Annotated in this window: 11 protein-coding genes; 2 read left to right on the forward strand and 9 right to left on the reverse strand. The window is 62.8% G+C overall.

What is annotated here, in order from left to right:
* The first annotated feature begins 1 nt into the window (after position 1).
* Positions 2-1,669 carry a protein kinase domain-containing protein gene (locus ACQKPS_RS12920; RefSeq protein WP_427604353.1) on the forward strand — a complete coding sequence of 556 codons (1,668 nt, stop codon included), beginning with the start codon at positions 2-4 and terminating at the stop codon, positions 1,667-1,669.
* A 92-nt stretch (positions 1,670-1,761) separates the two neighbouring features.
* On the opposite strand, the gene ACQKPS_RS12925 is transcribed toward ACQKPS_RS12920, so the two are convergent.
* The 8 genes from ACQKPS_RS12925 to ppsA all read right to left on the reverse strand — a co-directional run bounded on the left by ACQKPS_RS12925 (position 1,762) and on the right by ppsA (position 9,873).
* On the reverse strand, positions 1,762-2,799 hold the full coding sequence (locus ACQKPS_RS12925) for an OmpA family protein (protein ID WP_054883443.1): 1,038 nt from the start codon (positions 2,797-2,799) through the stop codon (positions 1,762-1,764).
* Between the two features lie 110 nt (positions 2,800-2,909).
* Positions 2,910-3,476, reverse strand: a complete 567-nt coding sequence (gene sigX, locus ACQKPS_RS12930; RefSeq protein ID WP_033696348.1) for an RNA polymerase sigma factor SigX — start codon at positions 3,474-3,476, stop codon at positions 2,910-2,912.
* A gap of 112 nt (positions 3,477-3,588) precedes the next feature.
* Positions 3,589-4,413 carry a mechanosensitive ion channel family protein gene (locus tag ACQKPS_RS12935; protein ID WP_054883442.1) on the reverse strand — a complete coding sequence of 275 codons (825 nt, stop codon included), beginning with the start codon at positions 4,411-4,413 and terminating at the stop codon, positions 3,589-3,591.
* A 2-nt stretch (positions 4,414-4,415) separates the two neighbouring features.
* Positions 4,416-4,679 carry a CrfX protein gene (locus ACQKPS_RS12940; protein ID WP_427604356.1) on the reverse strand — a complete coding sequence of 88 codons (264 nt, stop codon included), beginning with the start codon at positions 4,677-4,679 and terminating at the stop codon, positions 4,416-4,418.
* A gap of 93 nt (positions 4,680-4,772) precedes the next feature.
* Positions 4,773-5,768 carry a zinc transporter ZntB gene (locus ACQKPS_RS12945; RefSeq protein WP_254480844.1) on the reverse strand — a complete coding sequence of 332 codons (996 nt, stop codon included), beginning with the start codon at positions 5,766-5,768 and terminating at the stop codon, positions 4,773-4,775.
* Positions 5,769-5,795: 27 nt separating this feature from the next.
* Positions 5,796-6,287, reverse strand: a complete 492-nt coding sequence (rraA, locus tag ACQKPS_RS12950; RefSeq protein WP_254480845.1) for a ribonuclease E activity regulator RraA — start codon at positions 6,285-6,287, stop codon at positions 5,796-5,798.
* Between the two features lie 115 nt (positions 6,288-6,402).
* On the reverse strand, positions 6,403-7,395 hold the full coding sequence (locus ACQKPS_RS12955; protein WP_254480846.1) for an alpha/beta fold hydrolase: 993 nt from the start codon (positions 7,393-7,395) through the stop codon (positions 6,403-6,405).
* A 102-nt stretch (positions 7,396-7,497) separates the two neighbouring features.
* Positions 7,498-9,873, reverse strand: coding sequence for a phosphoenolpyruvate synthase (gene ppsA, locus ACQKPS_RS12960; RefSeq protein WP_283725084.1), 2,376 nt, complete (start codon positions 9,871-9,873; stop codon positions 7,498-7,500).
* A 191-nt stretch (positions 9,874-10,064) separates the two neighbouring features.
* On the opposite strand from ppsA, the gene ppsR reads away from it, so the two are divergent.
* Entirely contained in the window at positions 10,065-10,883 is an 819-nt protein-coding gene (ppsR, locus tag ACQKPS_RS12965; RefSeq protein WP_054885785.1) for a posphoenolpyruvate synthetase regulatory kinase/phosphorylase PpsR, read from the forward strand.
* Positions 10,884-10,973: 90 nt separating this feature from the next.
* Here ppsR and ACQKPS_RS12970 read toward each other — a convergent pair whose 3' ends face one another.
* The gene (locus tag ACQKPS_RS12970) at positions 10,974-15,839 is read right to left on the reverse strand and encodes an NAD-glutamate dehydrogenase (RefSeq protein ID WP_427604359.1); all 4,866 of its coding nucleotides are present in this window, start codon (positions 15,837-15,839) and stop codon (positions 10,974-10,976) included.
* Positions 15,840-16,039 lie beyond the last annotated feature (200 nt).

Consider the following 16,039-nt stretch of genomic DNA (forward strand, 5'->3'; position numbering starts at 1 on the left):
CATGAACCTGCAGCTCAGCTTCGCCCAGGCCAGCGCCACCGGCCCCCGCAGGGAGAACCAGGATGCCCTGCGCCTGGTCACGCCCGCGCCGGAGCTGGCCGCCAGCAAAGGCTACCTGTTCGCCCTTGCCGATGGCGTCAGCCAATGTGCCGACGGTGGCCTTGCCGCTCGCGCCAGCCTGCAGGCGCTGGCCATGGACTACTACGCGACGCCCGCGACCTGGGGCGTGGCCCAGGCCCTCGACCGCCTGTTGCTGGCACAGAACCGCTGGTTACGCGCCCAAGGCAGCCAGCCGCTGCTGACCACACTCAGCGCCCTGGTGCTGCGCGGGCGCCGTTTCACCCTGGCCCACGTGGGCGATTGCCGGGCCTATCGCTGGCACGCCGGGCGCCTGCAATGCCTGAGTGAAGACCACGTCTGGGACCAGCCCGGTATGCAACATGTGCTCAAGCGCGCACTAGGCCTGGACCAGCACCTGCTGGTCGACTACCTGGACGGCGAGCTGCAAGCGGGCGAGTGCTACCTGCTACTCAGCGACGGCGTGTGGGCCAGCCTTGGCGACCAGCACATTCAGGCCGTCCTGCGCGAGCAGCCCGACCTGCAGTCGGCCGCCGACACCCTGGTGGCCAGCGCCCATCACAACGGTAGCCAGGACAACGCCAGCGCCTTGCTGGTGCGGGTCGATCAGCTGGGCACGGCCGACCTCGGCGACACCCTGTTGCAACTGCAGCAATGGCCATTGCCTGGCCCGCTGCGCCAGGGCCAGGCGCTCGATGGCTGGCAGGTCGAAACGTGCCTGGCACACAGTCGCCAAGCACTGCTCTACCGCGTGCGCGATGCCAACGGCCAAGCCTGGCTGCTGAAAACCTTGCCCGCCGAGCGTGAACAACAACCTGGTGCCGCTCAGGCCCTGCTACTGGAAGAGTGGTTCCTGCGCCGGGTTGCTGGCCGACACTTCCCCGAACTGCATGCCGCCAGCCAGCGCCAGCACTTGTACTACGTGATGCGCGAACACAGCGGCACGACCCTCGCCGCGTACCTGGAAGCACATGGCCCATTAGCGCTCGCACAATGGCTGGAAATCGCCCGTCAGCTGCTTCAGGCCGTCGGCGTGCTGCACCGACGAAACCTGCTGAACCGCGACATCAAACCGGAAAACCTGCACCTGGGCGATGACGGCCAGGTACGCTTGCTGGACTTCGGCCTGGCGTATTGCCCGGGCCTGTCCCAAGAGCCGTTGCACGAATTGCCCGGCACGCCATCGTACATCGCCCCGGAAGCCTACCAAGGCCAGCCACCGAGCCCGCGCCAGGACCTGTATGCCGCCGGCGTCACGCTCTATCACCTGCTGACCGGGCATTACCCTTATGGGGAGATCGAGGCCTTCCAGCGCCCACGCTTTGGTCAGGCCATGAACCCCTCCCGCTATCGCCCCGACCTGCCCGAATGGTTGCAGCACAACCTGCTGCAGGCCGTGGCGGCAGACCCGGCGCATCGCTTCGAGACCGCCGAGCAATGGTTACTGTTGCTCGAACGCGGCGATCGTCAGGAACTGCCCAGCCGCCCTCGCCCGCTGCTGGAGCGTGAGCCGTTGAAGGTATGGCGCACCTTGGCCCTGCTGTCGCTGGTGCTGAATGTGATGCTGCTGTTCGCCCTGCTCAAAGGTTGAACGCGCCTGGGCGGAGGATGCGATGGCTGCATAAATGACAGGCAAAGAAAAACCCGGCCGAGGCCGGGTTTTTCATTGAAGCTTCAAACCAATTACTTGGCCTGGGCTTCTACCTGAGCTTCAACGCGACGGTTGATAGCGCGGCCTTCTTCGGTGGCGTTGTCAGCAACCGGACGGGTTTCGCCGTAGCCAACCGACTGAACGCGGCTGGATTCAACACCGTACTGCTGGGTCAGAACCTGCTTGACAGCATTGGCACGACGCTCGGACAGCTTCTGGTTGTAGGCGTCTGGACCGACGGAGTCAGTGTGACCTTCAACCACGGTGGTGGTCTGTGGGTACTGCTTCATGAAGTCAGCCAGGTTCTTGATGTCGCCGTAGCTGTTTGGCTTGACGACCGACTTGTCGAAGTCGAACTTGACGTCCAGCTCAACGCGAACGACTTCGGCAACAGCCGGGCAGCCATCAGCGTCAACGGTAACGTTGGCTGGGGTGTCTGGGCACTTGTCGACGTTGTCGCAAACGCCGTCGTTGTCGGAGTCGGAGCAGACTTCAGCAACTGGAGCCGGAGCAGCAGCCACTTTGCCACCGCTACCACCGAAGTTCAGACCAACACCAACGGTTGGGCCCCACTCGGTGTTGCCGTCGTCGATGTTGTACATGGCTTCAACGCCGGCACGGGCGAAGAACATGTCGGTGATGTACCACTTGGCGCCAGCGCCAACGTTGGCGAAGGTGGAGTGGTCACGGCCGCTACGAGTGGCCTGGCCCAGGCTCTCGTGAGCGAAACCTGCGGAGACGTACGGACGCAGAGCGTCGCCAACGGTACCGAAGTGGTAGGTAGCGTCCAGCTTGGCCTTGGAACCTTTGATGTCTTTGTTGAAGACTTCGCCACGAGCGTTGTGAGTCTCGTTGTAGCCCAGGTCCAGGGATACGTCGTCAGTCAGGAAGTAACCCAGACGAACACCAGGGTTGGTGCCGTCGTTCTTGAAGTTACGTTCGCTGTCGTAGTACTGCTTGGTCACGTTGCCTTCGACTTCGACCGCGCCTTGGCCCTGAGCCAGAACGCCGAACGAAGTAGCTGCGACGAGCGAGCCAATGGCCAAGCCCAAGGTGTTTTTCAATTTCATCCGTTAAATCCCCATCTGGTGATAGTTAAGCAGTCCCACCAACATCCGGGGGACAACTCGACGGCAAGTCTAGCAGAACTCGCCGATCCGTTAGAGATATTTGCAGAGGCCTAAGTTTCATCCAGCCCTGCAAATTTCTCGCGAAGCTTGTCTAGCGCGCGCTTGTAGCGCATTTTTGTTGCGCTCAGGCCCATGTGCATGATATCGGCGATTTCCTGAAATTCCAGTTCCGCGACAAAACGCAGCACCAGAATTTCCCGGTCAATCGGGTTCACATGCACCAGCCACTTGTCCAGCCCGCCTTTTTCTTCCGGCTTCGGAGCCTTCTCTTCGGACGCCTCTTCTACAGGGTCCAGGCTCAAGGCATCCATCAACCGGCGTTTACGACGCTCCTTGCGGTACTGGGTAATGCATTCGTTGTAGGTAATGCTGTAGAGCCACGTCTTGAACTTGGACTTGCCTTCGAAGTTCTTCAGACCGTAGAGCACCTTCAGCATCACTTCCTGACAGACATCATCAGCGTCGCGGTCGTTCCCCAGATAACGCGCACAGACGTTGAACAGGGTCCGCTGGTAGCGCCGCATGAGCTCTTCATAGGCGCGGGTCACGTGATACAGCTCTTCATGCGAACGCGCCACCAACTCCTCGTCGGTGAGTTCGCGGGGGTCGTAACGCATGGGCGGCGAATGAACTTTATTCAAAACGGATCTGGCCGACAGTCAGGTCAATGTCGCCGCTCAACCCTTGGGGCTGATTTTGCGGCGGCATACATTAACAGCTTTTGTGCGGTTAGCGGCTATTGACTCGCTGCTCAAGGAGCTCGCGATTGGACAGCGACACCAGTTCGCCCTCATCGGTCAACAGCGTCGTCTTGACCGTGCCGATCTCTTCGATCATTCCTTCAACCTCTCCAATCCGCACCTGCTGGCCGACCTGGTAGAGTTCACGAACGTAGATGCCGGCGAGGATCTGCCCGGCGATTTCGCGGCTGCCAAGGCCCATGGCTAGCGCAACGGCCAGACCAACGGTAATCAGCCCGATCACGATCACGTGGTTGAGCAGGTCGGTCTTGACCTCCAGCTGGCTGATCGCCACCGAGATGCTGATGATGATCACCAGCCCCTGGGTGATGCGCCCCAGGCCTGCGGAATATTCCAGCCCGATCCCCTCGGCCGCACCGCGCACCAAGCCGTTGGCCACCTGCGCCAGCAGCACGCCGGCCAGCAGCACCAAGGCTGCGCCGAACACCTTGGGCAGGTACAGGGCGAGCATGTCCAGGGTCGCCGAAACCCGCTCCAGGCCCAACGACTCAGCGGCCGAGACGAGGAAGATGAGCAACACGAACCAGTAGACGATCTTGCCGATCAAGGTCGAGATCGGCACCTGGATGCCAACCCGGCCAAGCATCTTGGTCAGCCCGGTACCGGCCATGAGGCGGTCCAGGCCGAACTTGGCCAGGAGCTTGGAAAGCAGTGTGTCGAGCAGCTTGGCCACCACGAAACCGAGCAGCACCACGACCAGCGCGCCGAACAGGTTGGGGATGAAGTTCGCTACCTTGGTCCATAGGGCGGTCATGGCAGTGACCAGGCTCTGGGTCCAGAGATCGAGTTCCATATTCAATCGGCCTTATCTGCTTTGCTGCCATCGGCAGCGTTGCGGGGAGAGTGTCGACGCACCGGCGCAACGTGCGCCGAGCCATTGTTCACGGCGATCAGCAGCGCCTGGCTCCAGCGGCCAAGCAGGCTGAACAGATCACCAGCACCGACCTGGCGGTTGGCGGTTTTCAGCACGCGCCCCAGGCACGCGGCATCGTCTCGCTCCTCACTGGAGGGCGACGCCTTGAGCAGGTCACGCAGTGATTCTTCAAACGGATCGTGCATGGGCACCTCGCGCAATGTCACTCAGAGACGAGGTAGCCGGGCGATGGGTCACACATCGCAGTGGAACGAATGTTTCGTGATGACCCGGCATGTTCATACCCAGCGCAACCGCCGGAACAACCACCACTGCCCGACCGCCAGGCCGAGCACGACGATGCAGGCAAGCAGGAAGCCATAAGGGTTGCTCGCCCCCGGAATGCCGCCGACGTTGATGCCGAGCAGACCGGTGACGAAGCTCATGGGCAGGAAGATGCAGGTGATGATGCCGAAGCGGTACATGGTCCGGTTCATCCGCTCGCTGCGTCGGCGGTCTTCGCTCTCCAGCACCAGTGCTGCCCGCTCGCGAGTCAGCTCCAGCTCTTCGAGGTAGCGGATGAGGCTGTTGTTCAGCTCGTTCCAGTAATCGCTGTCGGCATCGCAGAACCAGCTCCATTTGCTGCGCGACAGTTGGGCATAGATCTCACGCTGTGGTGCCAGGAAGCGGCGCAAGCCCGCGGCGCGGCGGCGAATCTGCTGCAGGCTGCCGTGCTCCGGTGTGTACCGTTCGTCGGATTCAACCTTCTCCTCTTCAAGATCGACCAGTTCCGAGAGGTCGCTGACCAGGCTCTGGACCTTCTCGGTCAGCAACTCGCCCATCAACAGCAGTAGCTCGGAGGCCGATTTCGGCCCCCTGCCCTCTTCCAGCTGCTGAAGGATTTCATCGCTGGCACGCAATGGCCGCAAACGCAGCGAAATGACGCGCTGGGCCTGGGCATGAATGCGTACCGAAACCATGTCCTCGGGCTCGGCGCCCGGGTTGAGGTTGACCCCGCGCAGGAACAGCAACATCTGCTCACCGGCCTGCGGCAACAGCCGTGGCCGGGTGTTTTCTTCCAGCAGCAGGTCGCAGGCGAATTCGCTCAGGCCACTGTCCTGCAGCAACCAGGTGCGGGTTTGCGGATGACTGCGATCCCAGTGCAGCCACAGGCTTTCCTGTGGTTGCAGCTGCAAGCCGTCCAGCTCGGTCCGGGCAATCGAACGCGCGCCACCTTTACCATCGAGCACCAGGGCATGCACCAGCCCCCACTGCGCGTTGTCTTCCTCGAACATCAAAGCTCCATCAGCGCGTACCGCGCGTCACTCCGGCATTTTCAGCGGGCTTGGCGAAATGATCACGCCATTGTTGTCGGCATACAGGTATTCGCCCGGGCGGAAGGTGACACCGGCAAAGGTCACGGCCACGTTAAGGTCGCCGATGCCGCGCTTGTCGGTTTTCATCGGGTGGCTGGCCAGCGCCTGCACACCGACGTCGGTCTGGATCAGTACGTCGACGTCACGCACGCAACCGTAGATCACCAGACCTTCCCAGCCGTTCCTGGCTGCCTTTTCGGCGAGCATGTCACCGAGCAGCGCACGGCGCAGCGAGCCACCCCCGTCGACCACCAGGACCTTGCCCTTGCCATCGAGCTCGACCTGCTCCTTGACCAGCGAGTTGTCCTCGAAGCACTTGATGGTGACGATCTGGCCACCGAAAGAGTCGCGGCCACCGAAGTTGCTGAACATGGGTTCGAGCACCTGCACCAGGTCGGGGTAGGCGTCACACAGGTCGGGCGTTACGTAATGCTGCATGGGAAGCTCCTGTCAGTCACAACGAAAGCGGGTATCGGCCAAGGCTACACCGTAGAAGCTGTTGCAGTCATCCAGGACTGAGCGGTCGTGTTTTGCCTGTGCCGGCGAAGTAAATTCAGCTGACAGGCAAAGGCTCGCGTACCAGCGTCGATTCATGCACCGGCAGCAGCGGATCGCGCAACCAGCGCTCAACCAACGGCCAGACCTGCACCTGCGCCGCCTTGCTCACCAGCATGTCGACATGGCCAAAGGCCTCGAACCCCTCTTCACGGCCCAGACGCAGGAACTGCTTGCGCTCCCCGCCAAGCTGATCGAACAGCTTGCGGCAGGCCCACACCGGGTCCTGAAAGTCCCCCGCGCCGGCCACCGCCAGCAACGGTACATCCACATCGGCCAGCCCCGCCCACCAGTCGTTCTGCTTGTCGCCAAAGCGCCCGAACAGGCCATGCCAGCGCATGCTCTCCAGCGCCAGGCCGATTGGCTCGTCCTCCGGCCCACGCTTGAAGCGCGGCCCGGAAATCTGCCCCCAACGCTTGAGCAGCAGTTTTGCCCCCCAGGTCAGCGGAGGCACCTTGAGTGGCCAATAGACCCGGCTGACCTGGGTGCCGAAAAGCGCAACGCTGGCCACCTGTTCAGCCTTTATAAAGCCGCCACCCAAGGCTGCCACCAAGGTCGTTCCACCCAGGGAGTGGCCGACCCAGTGCGGCGCCTGGCCAGCCTGCTCGCGCACGAATGCACCGATCAGCGGCAGGTCGTCGCGGGCATAATCGGCCACGCTGTTGTGCTTCCAGTTGCGGTTACGCGGCGACAGCCCGTGGCCGCGCATCTCCGGGATCCATACGTCGAACCCGGCCCGAGCCAGATAGGCCCCAAGGCCGATGCCCTTGGGCGAATACCAGAAACGCCGGTTGGAGAAACTGCCATGCAGCAGAATCACCGGCACACCCTGGGGTCGGCCTTGGTCAGCCAACCCCAGGCGGGTCACGGCCAGTTCGACGCTGGGGTCAGGGCCGTTGCCGGCCTTGATACGGTACACGTCTTCGCTGAGGTCGCCGCGGCGCTCGGCACTGAGCAAGGCCACGGGAAAAAGGTTGCTGCTGCTTTGCATAAGGTTGCTTGGTGCACAAAAAAGGGCGGGATCCATCACTGGAGCTCGCCCTGGAAAAAACCAGGCGGAGGCGCGCCAGACGCGCCCCCGCAATTTACCGCATCAGGCCGCGCCCTGGCCTTCGGCCAGGAAGAACCAGGTCTCCAGGACCGAGTCCGGGTTCAGCGACACGCTTTCGATGCCCTGTTCCATCAGCCACTTGGCCAGGTCCGGATGGTCCGATGGGCCCTGGCCGCAAATGCCGATGTACTTGCCGGCCTTGTTGCACGCCTGGATGGCGTTGGCCAGCAGTTTTTTCACCGCCGGGTTACGCTCGTCGAACAGGTGAGCGATGATGCCCGAGTCACGGTCCAGGCCCAGGGTCAGCTGGGTCAGGTCGTTGGAGCCGATGGAGAAGCCGTCGAAGTACTCGAGGAACTCTTCGGCGAGGATGGCGTTGGACGGCAACTCGCACATCATGATCACGCGCAGGCCGTTGTCGCCGCGGGCCAGGCCGTTTTCGGCGAGCAGGTCGACGACCTGGCTGGCTTCGCCCAGGGTACGCACGAACGGCACCATGATCTCGACGTTGGTCAGGCCCATCTCGTTGCGCACGCGCTTGAGCGCACGGCACTCGAGCTCGAAGCAGTCGCGGAACGACTCGCTGATGTAGCGCGAGGCGCCGCGGAAGCCCAGCATCGGGTTTTCTTCTTCCGGCTCATACAGCTTGCCGCCGATCAGGTTGGCGTACTCGTTGGACTTGAAGTCCGACAGGCGCACGATGACCTTTTTCGGGTAGAAGGCGGCCGCCAAGGTGCTGATGCCCTCGACCAGCTTCTCGACATAGAAACCGACCGGATCGTTGTAGCCGGCGATGCGCTTGTCGACGCTTTCCTTCAGCTCGACGGGCAGGCCGGCATAGTTCAGCAGTGCCTTGGGGTGCACGCCGATCATGCGGTTGATGATGAATTCCAGGCGTGCCAGGCCCACGCCGGCGTTGGGCAGCTGGGCGAAGTCGAAGGCGCGGTCCGGGTTGCCGACGTTCATCATGATCTTGAACGGCAGCTCCGGCATGGCGTCTACCGAATTCTGCTTGACGTCGAAGCCCAGCTCACCCTCGAAGATGAAGCCGGTGTCGCCTTCAGCGCAGGATACGGTGACGCCCTGGCCGTCTTTCAGCACCTGGGTGGCATTGCCGCAACCGACCACGGCCGGGATACCCAGCTCACGGGCAATGATCGCCGCGTGGCAGGTGCGCCCGCCACGGTTGGTGACGATGGCGCTGGCGCGCTTCATCACCGGTTCCCAGTCCGGGTCGGTCATGTCGGAAACCAGCACGTCGCCGGGCTGCACTTTGTCCATCTCGGACACATCGTTGATCACGCGGACCTTGCCGGCGCCAATGCGCTGGCCGATGGCGCGACCTTCGACCAGCACGGTGCCCTTCTCTTTAAGCAGGTAACGTTCCATGACGTTGGCGCTGGCGCGGCTCTTCACGGTCTCAGGGCGAGCCTGGACGATGTACAGCTTGCCGTCATCACCGTCCTTGGCCCACTCGATGTCCATCGGGCGCTGGTAGTGCTGCTCGATGATCATCGCCTGCTTGGCCAGTTCGTTGACTTCGTCGTCACTCAGGCAGAAACGGGCGCGATCGGCACGGTCGACCTCGATGGTCTTGACCGAACGGCCGGCCTTGGCTTCGTCGCCATAGACCATCTTGATCGCCTTGCTGCCCAGGTTGCGGCGCAGGATGGCCGGGCGACCAGCCTGCAGGGTTTGTTTGTGCACGTAGAATTCGTCAGGGTTGACCGCACCCTGCACCACGGTTTCACCCAGGCCGTAGGCGCCGGTGATGAACACCACGTCACGGAAGCCCGACTCGGTGTCGAGGGTGAACATCACGCCGGCTGTGCCGGTTTCCGAACGGACCATGCGCTGCACGCCGGCGGACAAGGCTACCAGCTTGTGGTCGAAGCCCTGGTGCACGCGGTAGGCGATGGCGCGGTCGTTGAACAGCGAGGCGAACACTTCCTTGGCCGCGCGGATCACGTTGTCGACGCCACGGATGTTGAGGAAGGTTTCCTGCTGGCCGGCGAACGAGGCGTCGGGCAGGTCTTCGGCAGTGGCCGAGGAACGCACGGCCACGGCCATGTTGTCGTTGCCCTGGGACATTTCGGCGAAGGCGGTGCGGATTTCTGCATCCAGGCGGGCCGGGAAATCGGCCTCCATGACCCACTGACGGATCTGCGCGCCGGTCTTGGCCAGGGCGTTGACGTCATCCACGTCGAGGGCATCGAGTGCCGCATGGATCTTGTTGTTCAGGCCACTCTGTTCGAGAAAGTCACGGTACGCCTGAGCCGTAGTGGCAAAGCCGCCCGGCACCGACACACCGGCACCAGCGAGGTTACTGATCATCTCGCCCAGGGATGCGTTCTTGCCCCCCACATGCTCCACATCGTGGACGCCGAGCTTATCGAGGGAAACTACGTACTCTACCAAGGTGATCTCTCCACTAACTGTATTGGAAAAGCTCAAGGGCGCCCGCCTGCCTTCGTTGACTGGGCCGGACGCTTGTGGCCTGTACCTGGAATATAGGTTTGCAAAATATGGCAGAATTGCTGACAGCCGCATTCGGCAAACCGAACTTATCATATCCAAGAAACGTCATCAGCTTAAGGCCCAGATCGCAAATGAAACGAACCGCGTTCTTCATCTCCGATGGCACCGGCATCACCGCCGAAACCCTGGGCCAGAGCCTGCTCGCTCAATTCGAAAGCATTCCGTTCAATAAATTCACTCGTCCGTACATCGACAGCCCGGAAAAAGCGCGGACCATGGTGCAGCAGATCAATGCCGCCGCAGAGCGCGATGGCATGCGGCCGATCATCTTCGACACCATCGTCAATCAGGACATCCGCGAGATCCTGGCGACGTCGAACGGCTTCATGATCGACATCTTTTCTTCGTTTTTATCCCCGCTCGAGCAGGAACTGACGGCCCATTCGTCGTATTCCGTCGGCAAATCGCATTCCATTGGTGGCAATTCCAACTACATGGAACGCATCGAGGCGGTGAATTTCGCCCTGGACAACGACGACGGCGCGCGCACCCACTACTACGACAAGGCCGACCTGATCCTGGTCGGCGTATCACGCTGCGGCAAGACGCCCACCTGCCTGTACATGGCCATGCAGTTCGGTATTCGCGCCGCCAACTACCCGCTGACCGAGGACGACATGGAGCGCCTGCAATTGCCGGCGGTGTTGAAGAAGCACCACAGCAAGCTGTTCGGCCTGACCATCGACCCCGACCGCCTGACCGCCATCCGCCACGAGCGCAAGCCCAACAGCCGCTATTCGAGCTTTGCCCAGTGCGAATTCGAGGTGCGCGAGGTGGAGAACCTGTTCCGCCGGGAGAACATTCCCAACATCAATTCGACGCATTTCTCGGTGGAAGAGATTTCGGCGAAGATCCTGGTGGAAAAAGGCGTGGAGCGCAGGTTCAAGTGAGCCTGCCCCGGCCTCTTCGCGGCGGTTCGGCGCGAAGAGGCCGGGACAGGAATACAAAAAAAGCCCCGGCATAATTGCCGGGGCTTTCTTTTAGGACGGCAGCACCGCCGCCTGCCCACTCAACGCCAGGTCGACCAACTCGCGGTTGGCCACCGCATACATCGCATAGTCGGTGCCGGTGGCGTTGCGCAGGTCGTCGAGCATTGCGCGCCAACGCTCGACCATCACCCGGTGCTGCTCGGCCCACAGCGCCACCCGGGCGTCCATGTCTTCCGGCGCATCGGCCATCTGCAAGACCGAGATGGTGATTGCCCGCTGCTGCAGGTCGATGTCGTCACGGAACGCCTCGCGGGCCAGGGCCTGCCAGTTGTTTTCCACCGGCAGGTTGCTGATTTCCTGCAGGTACCAGGTCAGGTCCAGCGCGCTGCCCACGGCGAAGAACGCCTTGGCCACCTGCGCCGGGTCATGCCCCGTCACGTCCGAGGCCTCGATGATCGGCAGCAGGGTGTACAGGTGGGTGGTACCGGCAACCATGCGCGCCAGCAATTCTGGCACGCCGGCGTCGACGAAGCTCTGGTAACGCACCATCCAGCGCTCTCGGGTCGGGCCTTCCAGCAGCTCGTCGAGCTTGAGCCCCAACTGGGCGATCTTCGGCCCGAAGTGCGCGCTGTCACGCCCGGCATCCTGCTCGTTGCGGCGGCTGCGCAGGAACCAGCGGGTGGCGCGGCGGCCCAGGCGCATCAGCTCGTCCATCAGGGTCAGCTGGATCTCCGCCGGCACCTGATAGTCCAGCGCCTCGATCTGGCGGAACCAGTGCGGCAGGTGGAAGATGTCACGCACGATCACATAGGCCCCGGCGACGTTGGCCGGGCTCATGCCGGTCGACTCCTTCAGGCGCTGGACGAAGGTGATGCCCATGTTGTTGACCAGGTCGTTGGCGATCTGGGTGCTGACGATTTCGCGCTTCAGGCGGTGACGGCGCATGGCGTCGGCGAACTTGCTGACCAGCGACGGCGGGAAGGCGGTCTCCATGTCGCGGGTCAGGTAGTCATCGTCCGGCACCAGCGACTTGAGCAACTGCTCCTTGAGGTCGATCTTGCTGTACGAGATCAGCACCGACAGCTCGGCGCGGGTCAGGCCCTGGCCAGCCGCCAGACGCTCGGCCAGCTGTTCCTCGGACGGCAGGAACTCGATCGCGCGGTCCAGCTTGCCACGGCTTTCGAGGTCGGCCATCAGGCGCTTGTATTCAGCGATCCGCTCGCGGGCGCGGCGGGCTGCCAGCGACAGGGCCTGGGTCTGCTTGTAGTTGTTGCCCAGCACCAGGCCAGCCACTTCGTCGGTCATGCTGCCGAGCAACTGGTTGCGCTGCTTCTCGGTCATGTCGCCACCCTGCACCACTTCATTGAGCAGGATCTTGATATTGACCTCGTGGTCGGAGCAGTCCACGCCACCGGCGTTGTCGATGAAGTCGGTGTTGGTGGCACCGCCATGCAGGCCGAATTCGACACGACCGAGCTGGGTCATGCCAAGGTTGCCGCCCTCGCCTACCACCTTGCAGCGCAGTTCGTTGCCGTTGACCCGCAGGGCATCGTTGGCCTTGTCGCCGACATCGGCATGGCTCTCAGTGCTGGCCTTGACGTAGGTCCCGATACCGCCGTTCCACAGCAGGTCGACCGGCGCCTTGAGCAGCGCGTGCAGCAGCTCGGTCGGGGTCAGGCGGTCGGCTTCGATGGCGAAGCGTTCCTTCATCTGCGGGCTGATGGCGATGCTCTTGGCGCTGCGTGGGAAGATCCCGCCGCCTTCGGACATGATGCTGATGTCGTAGTCGCTCCAGGCCGAGCGCGGCAGGTCGAACAGGCGCTTGCGCTCGACGAAGCTGGTGGCCGGGTCCGGGTTCGGGTCGATGAAGATGTGCAGGTGGTTGAACGCCGCCACCAGTTGCAACTTGTCAGACATCAGCAGGCCGTTGCCGAACACGTCGCCGGCCATGTCGCCGATGCCGATCACGGTGATCGGGTCCTGCTGCACATTGATGCCGCGCTCGCGGAAGTGGCGCTGCACGCCGACCCAGGCACCACGGGCGGTGATACCCATCTTCTTGTGGTCATAACCGGCCGAGCCACCCGAGGCGAACGCGTCGCCGAGCCAGAAGCCGTAATCGATGGCAATGCCGTTGGCGATGTCGGAGAAGGTCGCGGTGCCCTTGTCGGCTGCCACCACCAGGTACGGGTCGTCGTCATCGTGACGCACCACGTTGGCCGGCGGCACCACGCCGCCGTCCTTGAGGTTGTCGGTGATGTCGAGCAGGCCGGAGATGAAGATGCGATAGCACGCCACGCCCTCGGCAGCGATCTCGTCGCGGGTACCGCCCAGCGGCAGCCGGCGCGGCAGGAAGCCACCCTTGGCGCCGACCGGCACGATCACCGAGTTCTTCACCTGCTGGGCTTTGACCAGGCCCAGCACTTCGGTGCGGAAGTCTTCCTCGCGGTCCGACCAGCGCAGGCCGCCGCGGGCGACATTGCCAAAGCGCAGGTGCACGCCCTCGACCCGTGGCGAATAGACGAAGATCTCGAACTTCGGCACGGGCTTGGGCAGCTCGGGAATCAGCTTGGGGTTGAACTTGAAGCTGAAGTACGACTTGTTCTGGCCGTTGCCATCCGGCTGGTAGAAGTTGGTGCGCAGGGTGGCCTTGATCAGGTCCAGGTAGCGGCGCAGGATGCGGTCCTCGTTGAGCACCTGAACATCGTCCAGGGCGGTGAGGATCGCCTGCTCCAGGCGTTGCTGCTTGTCGTCCAGGTCTTCAGCGGTGAGCTTGCGCGCCAGGTAGAAGCGGGTCTTGAACAACCGGGTCAGCTCGCGGGCGATCTCGGTGTGGTTGTTCAGGGTGCTGGCGATGTAGCCAAGGTCGAAGCCCAGGCGGATCTGCTTCAGGTAACGGGCATAGGCACGCAGCAACGCCACGTCGCGCCATGGCAGGCCGGCGGTGAGCACCAGACGGTTGAAGGCATCGTTCTCGGCGTCGCCCTTGACGATGTGGATGAAGGCATCCTGCAGGATGTCGTTGAGCTGCTGGATGTCCAGGTCCAGGCCTTCGCTGTAGGTGAAGGCGAAGTCGTGGATCCAGAACTCGCGCCCGCTGGTGTGGCGCAGGCGGTATGGGAATTCGCCGAGTACGCGCAGGCCAAGGTTTTCCAGGATCGGCAGCACGTCCGACAGCGCCAGCGGGGTATCGGCATGGTACAGCTTGCAGTGCAGCAGGCGGTCGCCGAGGCGGGTCAGCGGCTGGTAGAAACTCATCGCCAGCGGCTTGTGCTCGGACAGCGCCACCACGTGCTGCAGGTCGACCACCGCCGAATGCGCCGGGAAACGCTCGCGGTAGCCAGCCGGGAAGCCTTTGGGGAAGTCAGCCAGGATGTTGGTGCCCTGGGCTTCGCCGAAGTTCTCGATGACCAGCGCCGAATAGTCGTCGTGCCACGAGCGGCAGGCCTGGATCACTTCGTTTTCCAGTTGCTGCGGGTCGATGTCGATGCGGTTCTTCGGGTCGACCCGCAGAATCAGCTGCACGCGCGCCAGAACCGATTCGGAGAAGAAGGTCCAGAACTCGCAGTCGCTGGCCTTCAGGCGCTCCATCAGCACCTGCTGGATCTTCTGCCGCACTTCGGTGGAATAGATCTCGCGTGGCACGTAGGCCAGGCAGTAGCAGAAGCGCCCGTACGGGTCCTTGCGCAGGAACACGCGGATCTTGTTGCGTTCCTGGATCTGCACGATCGACATGACGGTGTTGAACAACTCGTCGATCGGGGTCTGGAACAGGTCGTCGCGTGGCAGCACTTCGAGCACCTGGGCCAGTTCCTTGCCCAGGTGCGCTTTCGGGTCGAAGCCGGACCGGCGTTCGACTTCGGCGACCTTCACGCGGATGTAAGGGATGGCATGCACGCTCTCGCCGTACACCGACGACGTGTACAGGCCCATGAAGCGGTGTTCCTTGATGACCTTGCCGTCCGCATCCAGCTGGCGGATCGACACGTAGTCCGGGTAGGCCGGGCGATGCACGCGGCTGGGCAGCGCGGCCTTGGCGAACGACAGCAGCAGCGGCTCGTTGAGGTAGGCCACGGCGTAGTCTTCGATGCGCAGTTCTTCCGCCGTCAGGCCCACCCGCAGGCGGCGTGGCAGGCCGAGGAACGACTGCTCGTCGTAGTCCATCTGGCCACCGTCGCTGTCGGCCTGGACGGTGAATTCCTCGTAGCCGAGGAAGGTGAAGTGGTTGTCCAGCAGCCACTCGAGGAAGGCCTTGACCTCGCCCTTTTCATGCTGGGCCGGGCCGTAGGCGGTGTTTTCCACCTCGGCGACGATGTCGCGCAGCTTGGCTTTCATCGGCTCGAAATCAGCCACCGCCACGCGCACTTCGGCCAGCACCTGCTCGATCTCGCGGGCCAGCACGGTCAGTTCCGCGGCATTGGCGCAGCGGTCGATCTCCAGGTACATCAGCGACTCATGGCGCACGCCTTCGCCCTGGGTGCCCTTGGGCAGCAGTTCGAGCAGTTCGCCCTTGGCACCCCGGCGCACGCTGAGCACGGTGGTCTGCAGGGTGTGGATGCTGTAGCCGCGGCGGTTGAGCTCGGTGCGCACCGAGTCGACCAGGAACGGCAAGTCGTGATGCAGCACTTCGACCACGGTATGGGTCGACTGCCAGCCATTGCGCTCGTAATCAGGGTTGTACACCCGCACTTGCGGGTATTCGGGGTCGAAGCGCTCGATGATGCGCCACGCCGAGAGGGTACAGCCGGCAAGGTCCGAAAGCCTGCGCTGGGTGAGTTCGTCCAGAGAGATGATGCCGAAGAACTGCTCGGCGAACAGCGCCACTTGTGGCAGGGACTGTTCGCTGATGTGCTGCGCCAGGGCCGCTTGCAGTTGGTGCTGGAAGTCGGCTTTGCTGGCTGCGGTGAAGAACGCCATCTGTGGTACTCCGCTTGGGCTTTGTAATAGTTGAAGCGTCGCGAATGTCCGCCATGTACGGATCAACGATAGCCAACCCATGGCAAGCCGGACGGTAAAAACCAGACGTTGAACGTGGCAGGCACGTCCAGGGCTCGCCGAAGCTTAACGACTGAGCGGTCATTGCCGCTTGCGAGGCTGCGACAATTTCGGTCAAGGGC

The organism is Pseudomonas sp. NPDC086566 (assembly GCF_050280885.1).
In the GTDB taxonomy this organism is placed as follows: domain Bacteria; phylum Pseudomonadota; class Gammaproteobacteria; order Pseudomonadales; family Pseudomonadaceae; genus Aquipseudomonas; species Aquipseudomonas vlassakiae.

What these genes read in the sequence shown, in the direction of transcription:
- ACQKPS_RS12945 (WP_254480844.1), bottom strand. Translation starts at nt 5,768, where the DNA reads ATGTTCGAGGAAGACAACGCGCAGTGGGGGCTGGTGCATGCCCTGGTG.
- ACQKPS_RS12970 (WP_427604359.1), bottom strand. Translation starts at nt 15,839, where the DNA reads ATGGCGTTCTTCACCGCAGCCAGCAAAGCCGACTTCCAGCACCAACTG.
- sigX (WP_033696348.1), bottom strand. Translation starts at nt 3,476, where the DNA reads ATGCGTTACGACCCCCGCGAACTCACCGACGAGGAGTTGGTGGCGCGT.
- ACQKPS_RS12935 (WP_054883442.1), bottom strand. Translation starts at nt 4,413, where the DNA reads ATGGAACTCGATCTCTGGACCCAGAGCCTGGTCACTGCCATGACCGCC.
- ACQKPS_RS12955 (WP_254480846.1), bottom strand. Translation starts at nt 7,395, where the DNA reads ATGCAAAGCAGCAGCAACCTTTTTCCCGTGGCCTTGCTCAGTGCCGAG.
- ACQKPS_RS12920 (WP_427604353.1), top strand. Translation starts at nt 2, where the DNA reads ATGAACCTGCAGCTCAGCTTCGCCCAGGCCAGCGCCACCGGCCCCCGC.
- ACQKPS_RS12940 (WP_427604356.1), bottom strand. Translation starts at nt 4,679, where the DNA reads ATGCACGATCCGTTTGAAGAATCACTGCGTGACCTGCTCAAGGCGTCG.
- ACQKPS_RS12925 (WP_054883443.1), bottom strand. Translation starts at nt 2,799, where the DNA reads ATGAAATTGAAAAACACCTTGGGCTTGGCCATTGGCTCGCTCGTCGCA.
- ppsR (WP_054885785.1), top strand. Translation starts at nt 10,065, where the DNA reads ATGAAACGAACCGCGTTCTTCATCTCCGATGGCACCGGCATCACCGCC.
- rraA (WP_254480845.1), bottom strand. Translation starts at nt 6,287, where the DNA reads ATGCAGCATTACGTAACGCCCGACCTGTGTGACGCCTACCCCGACCTG.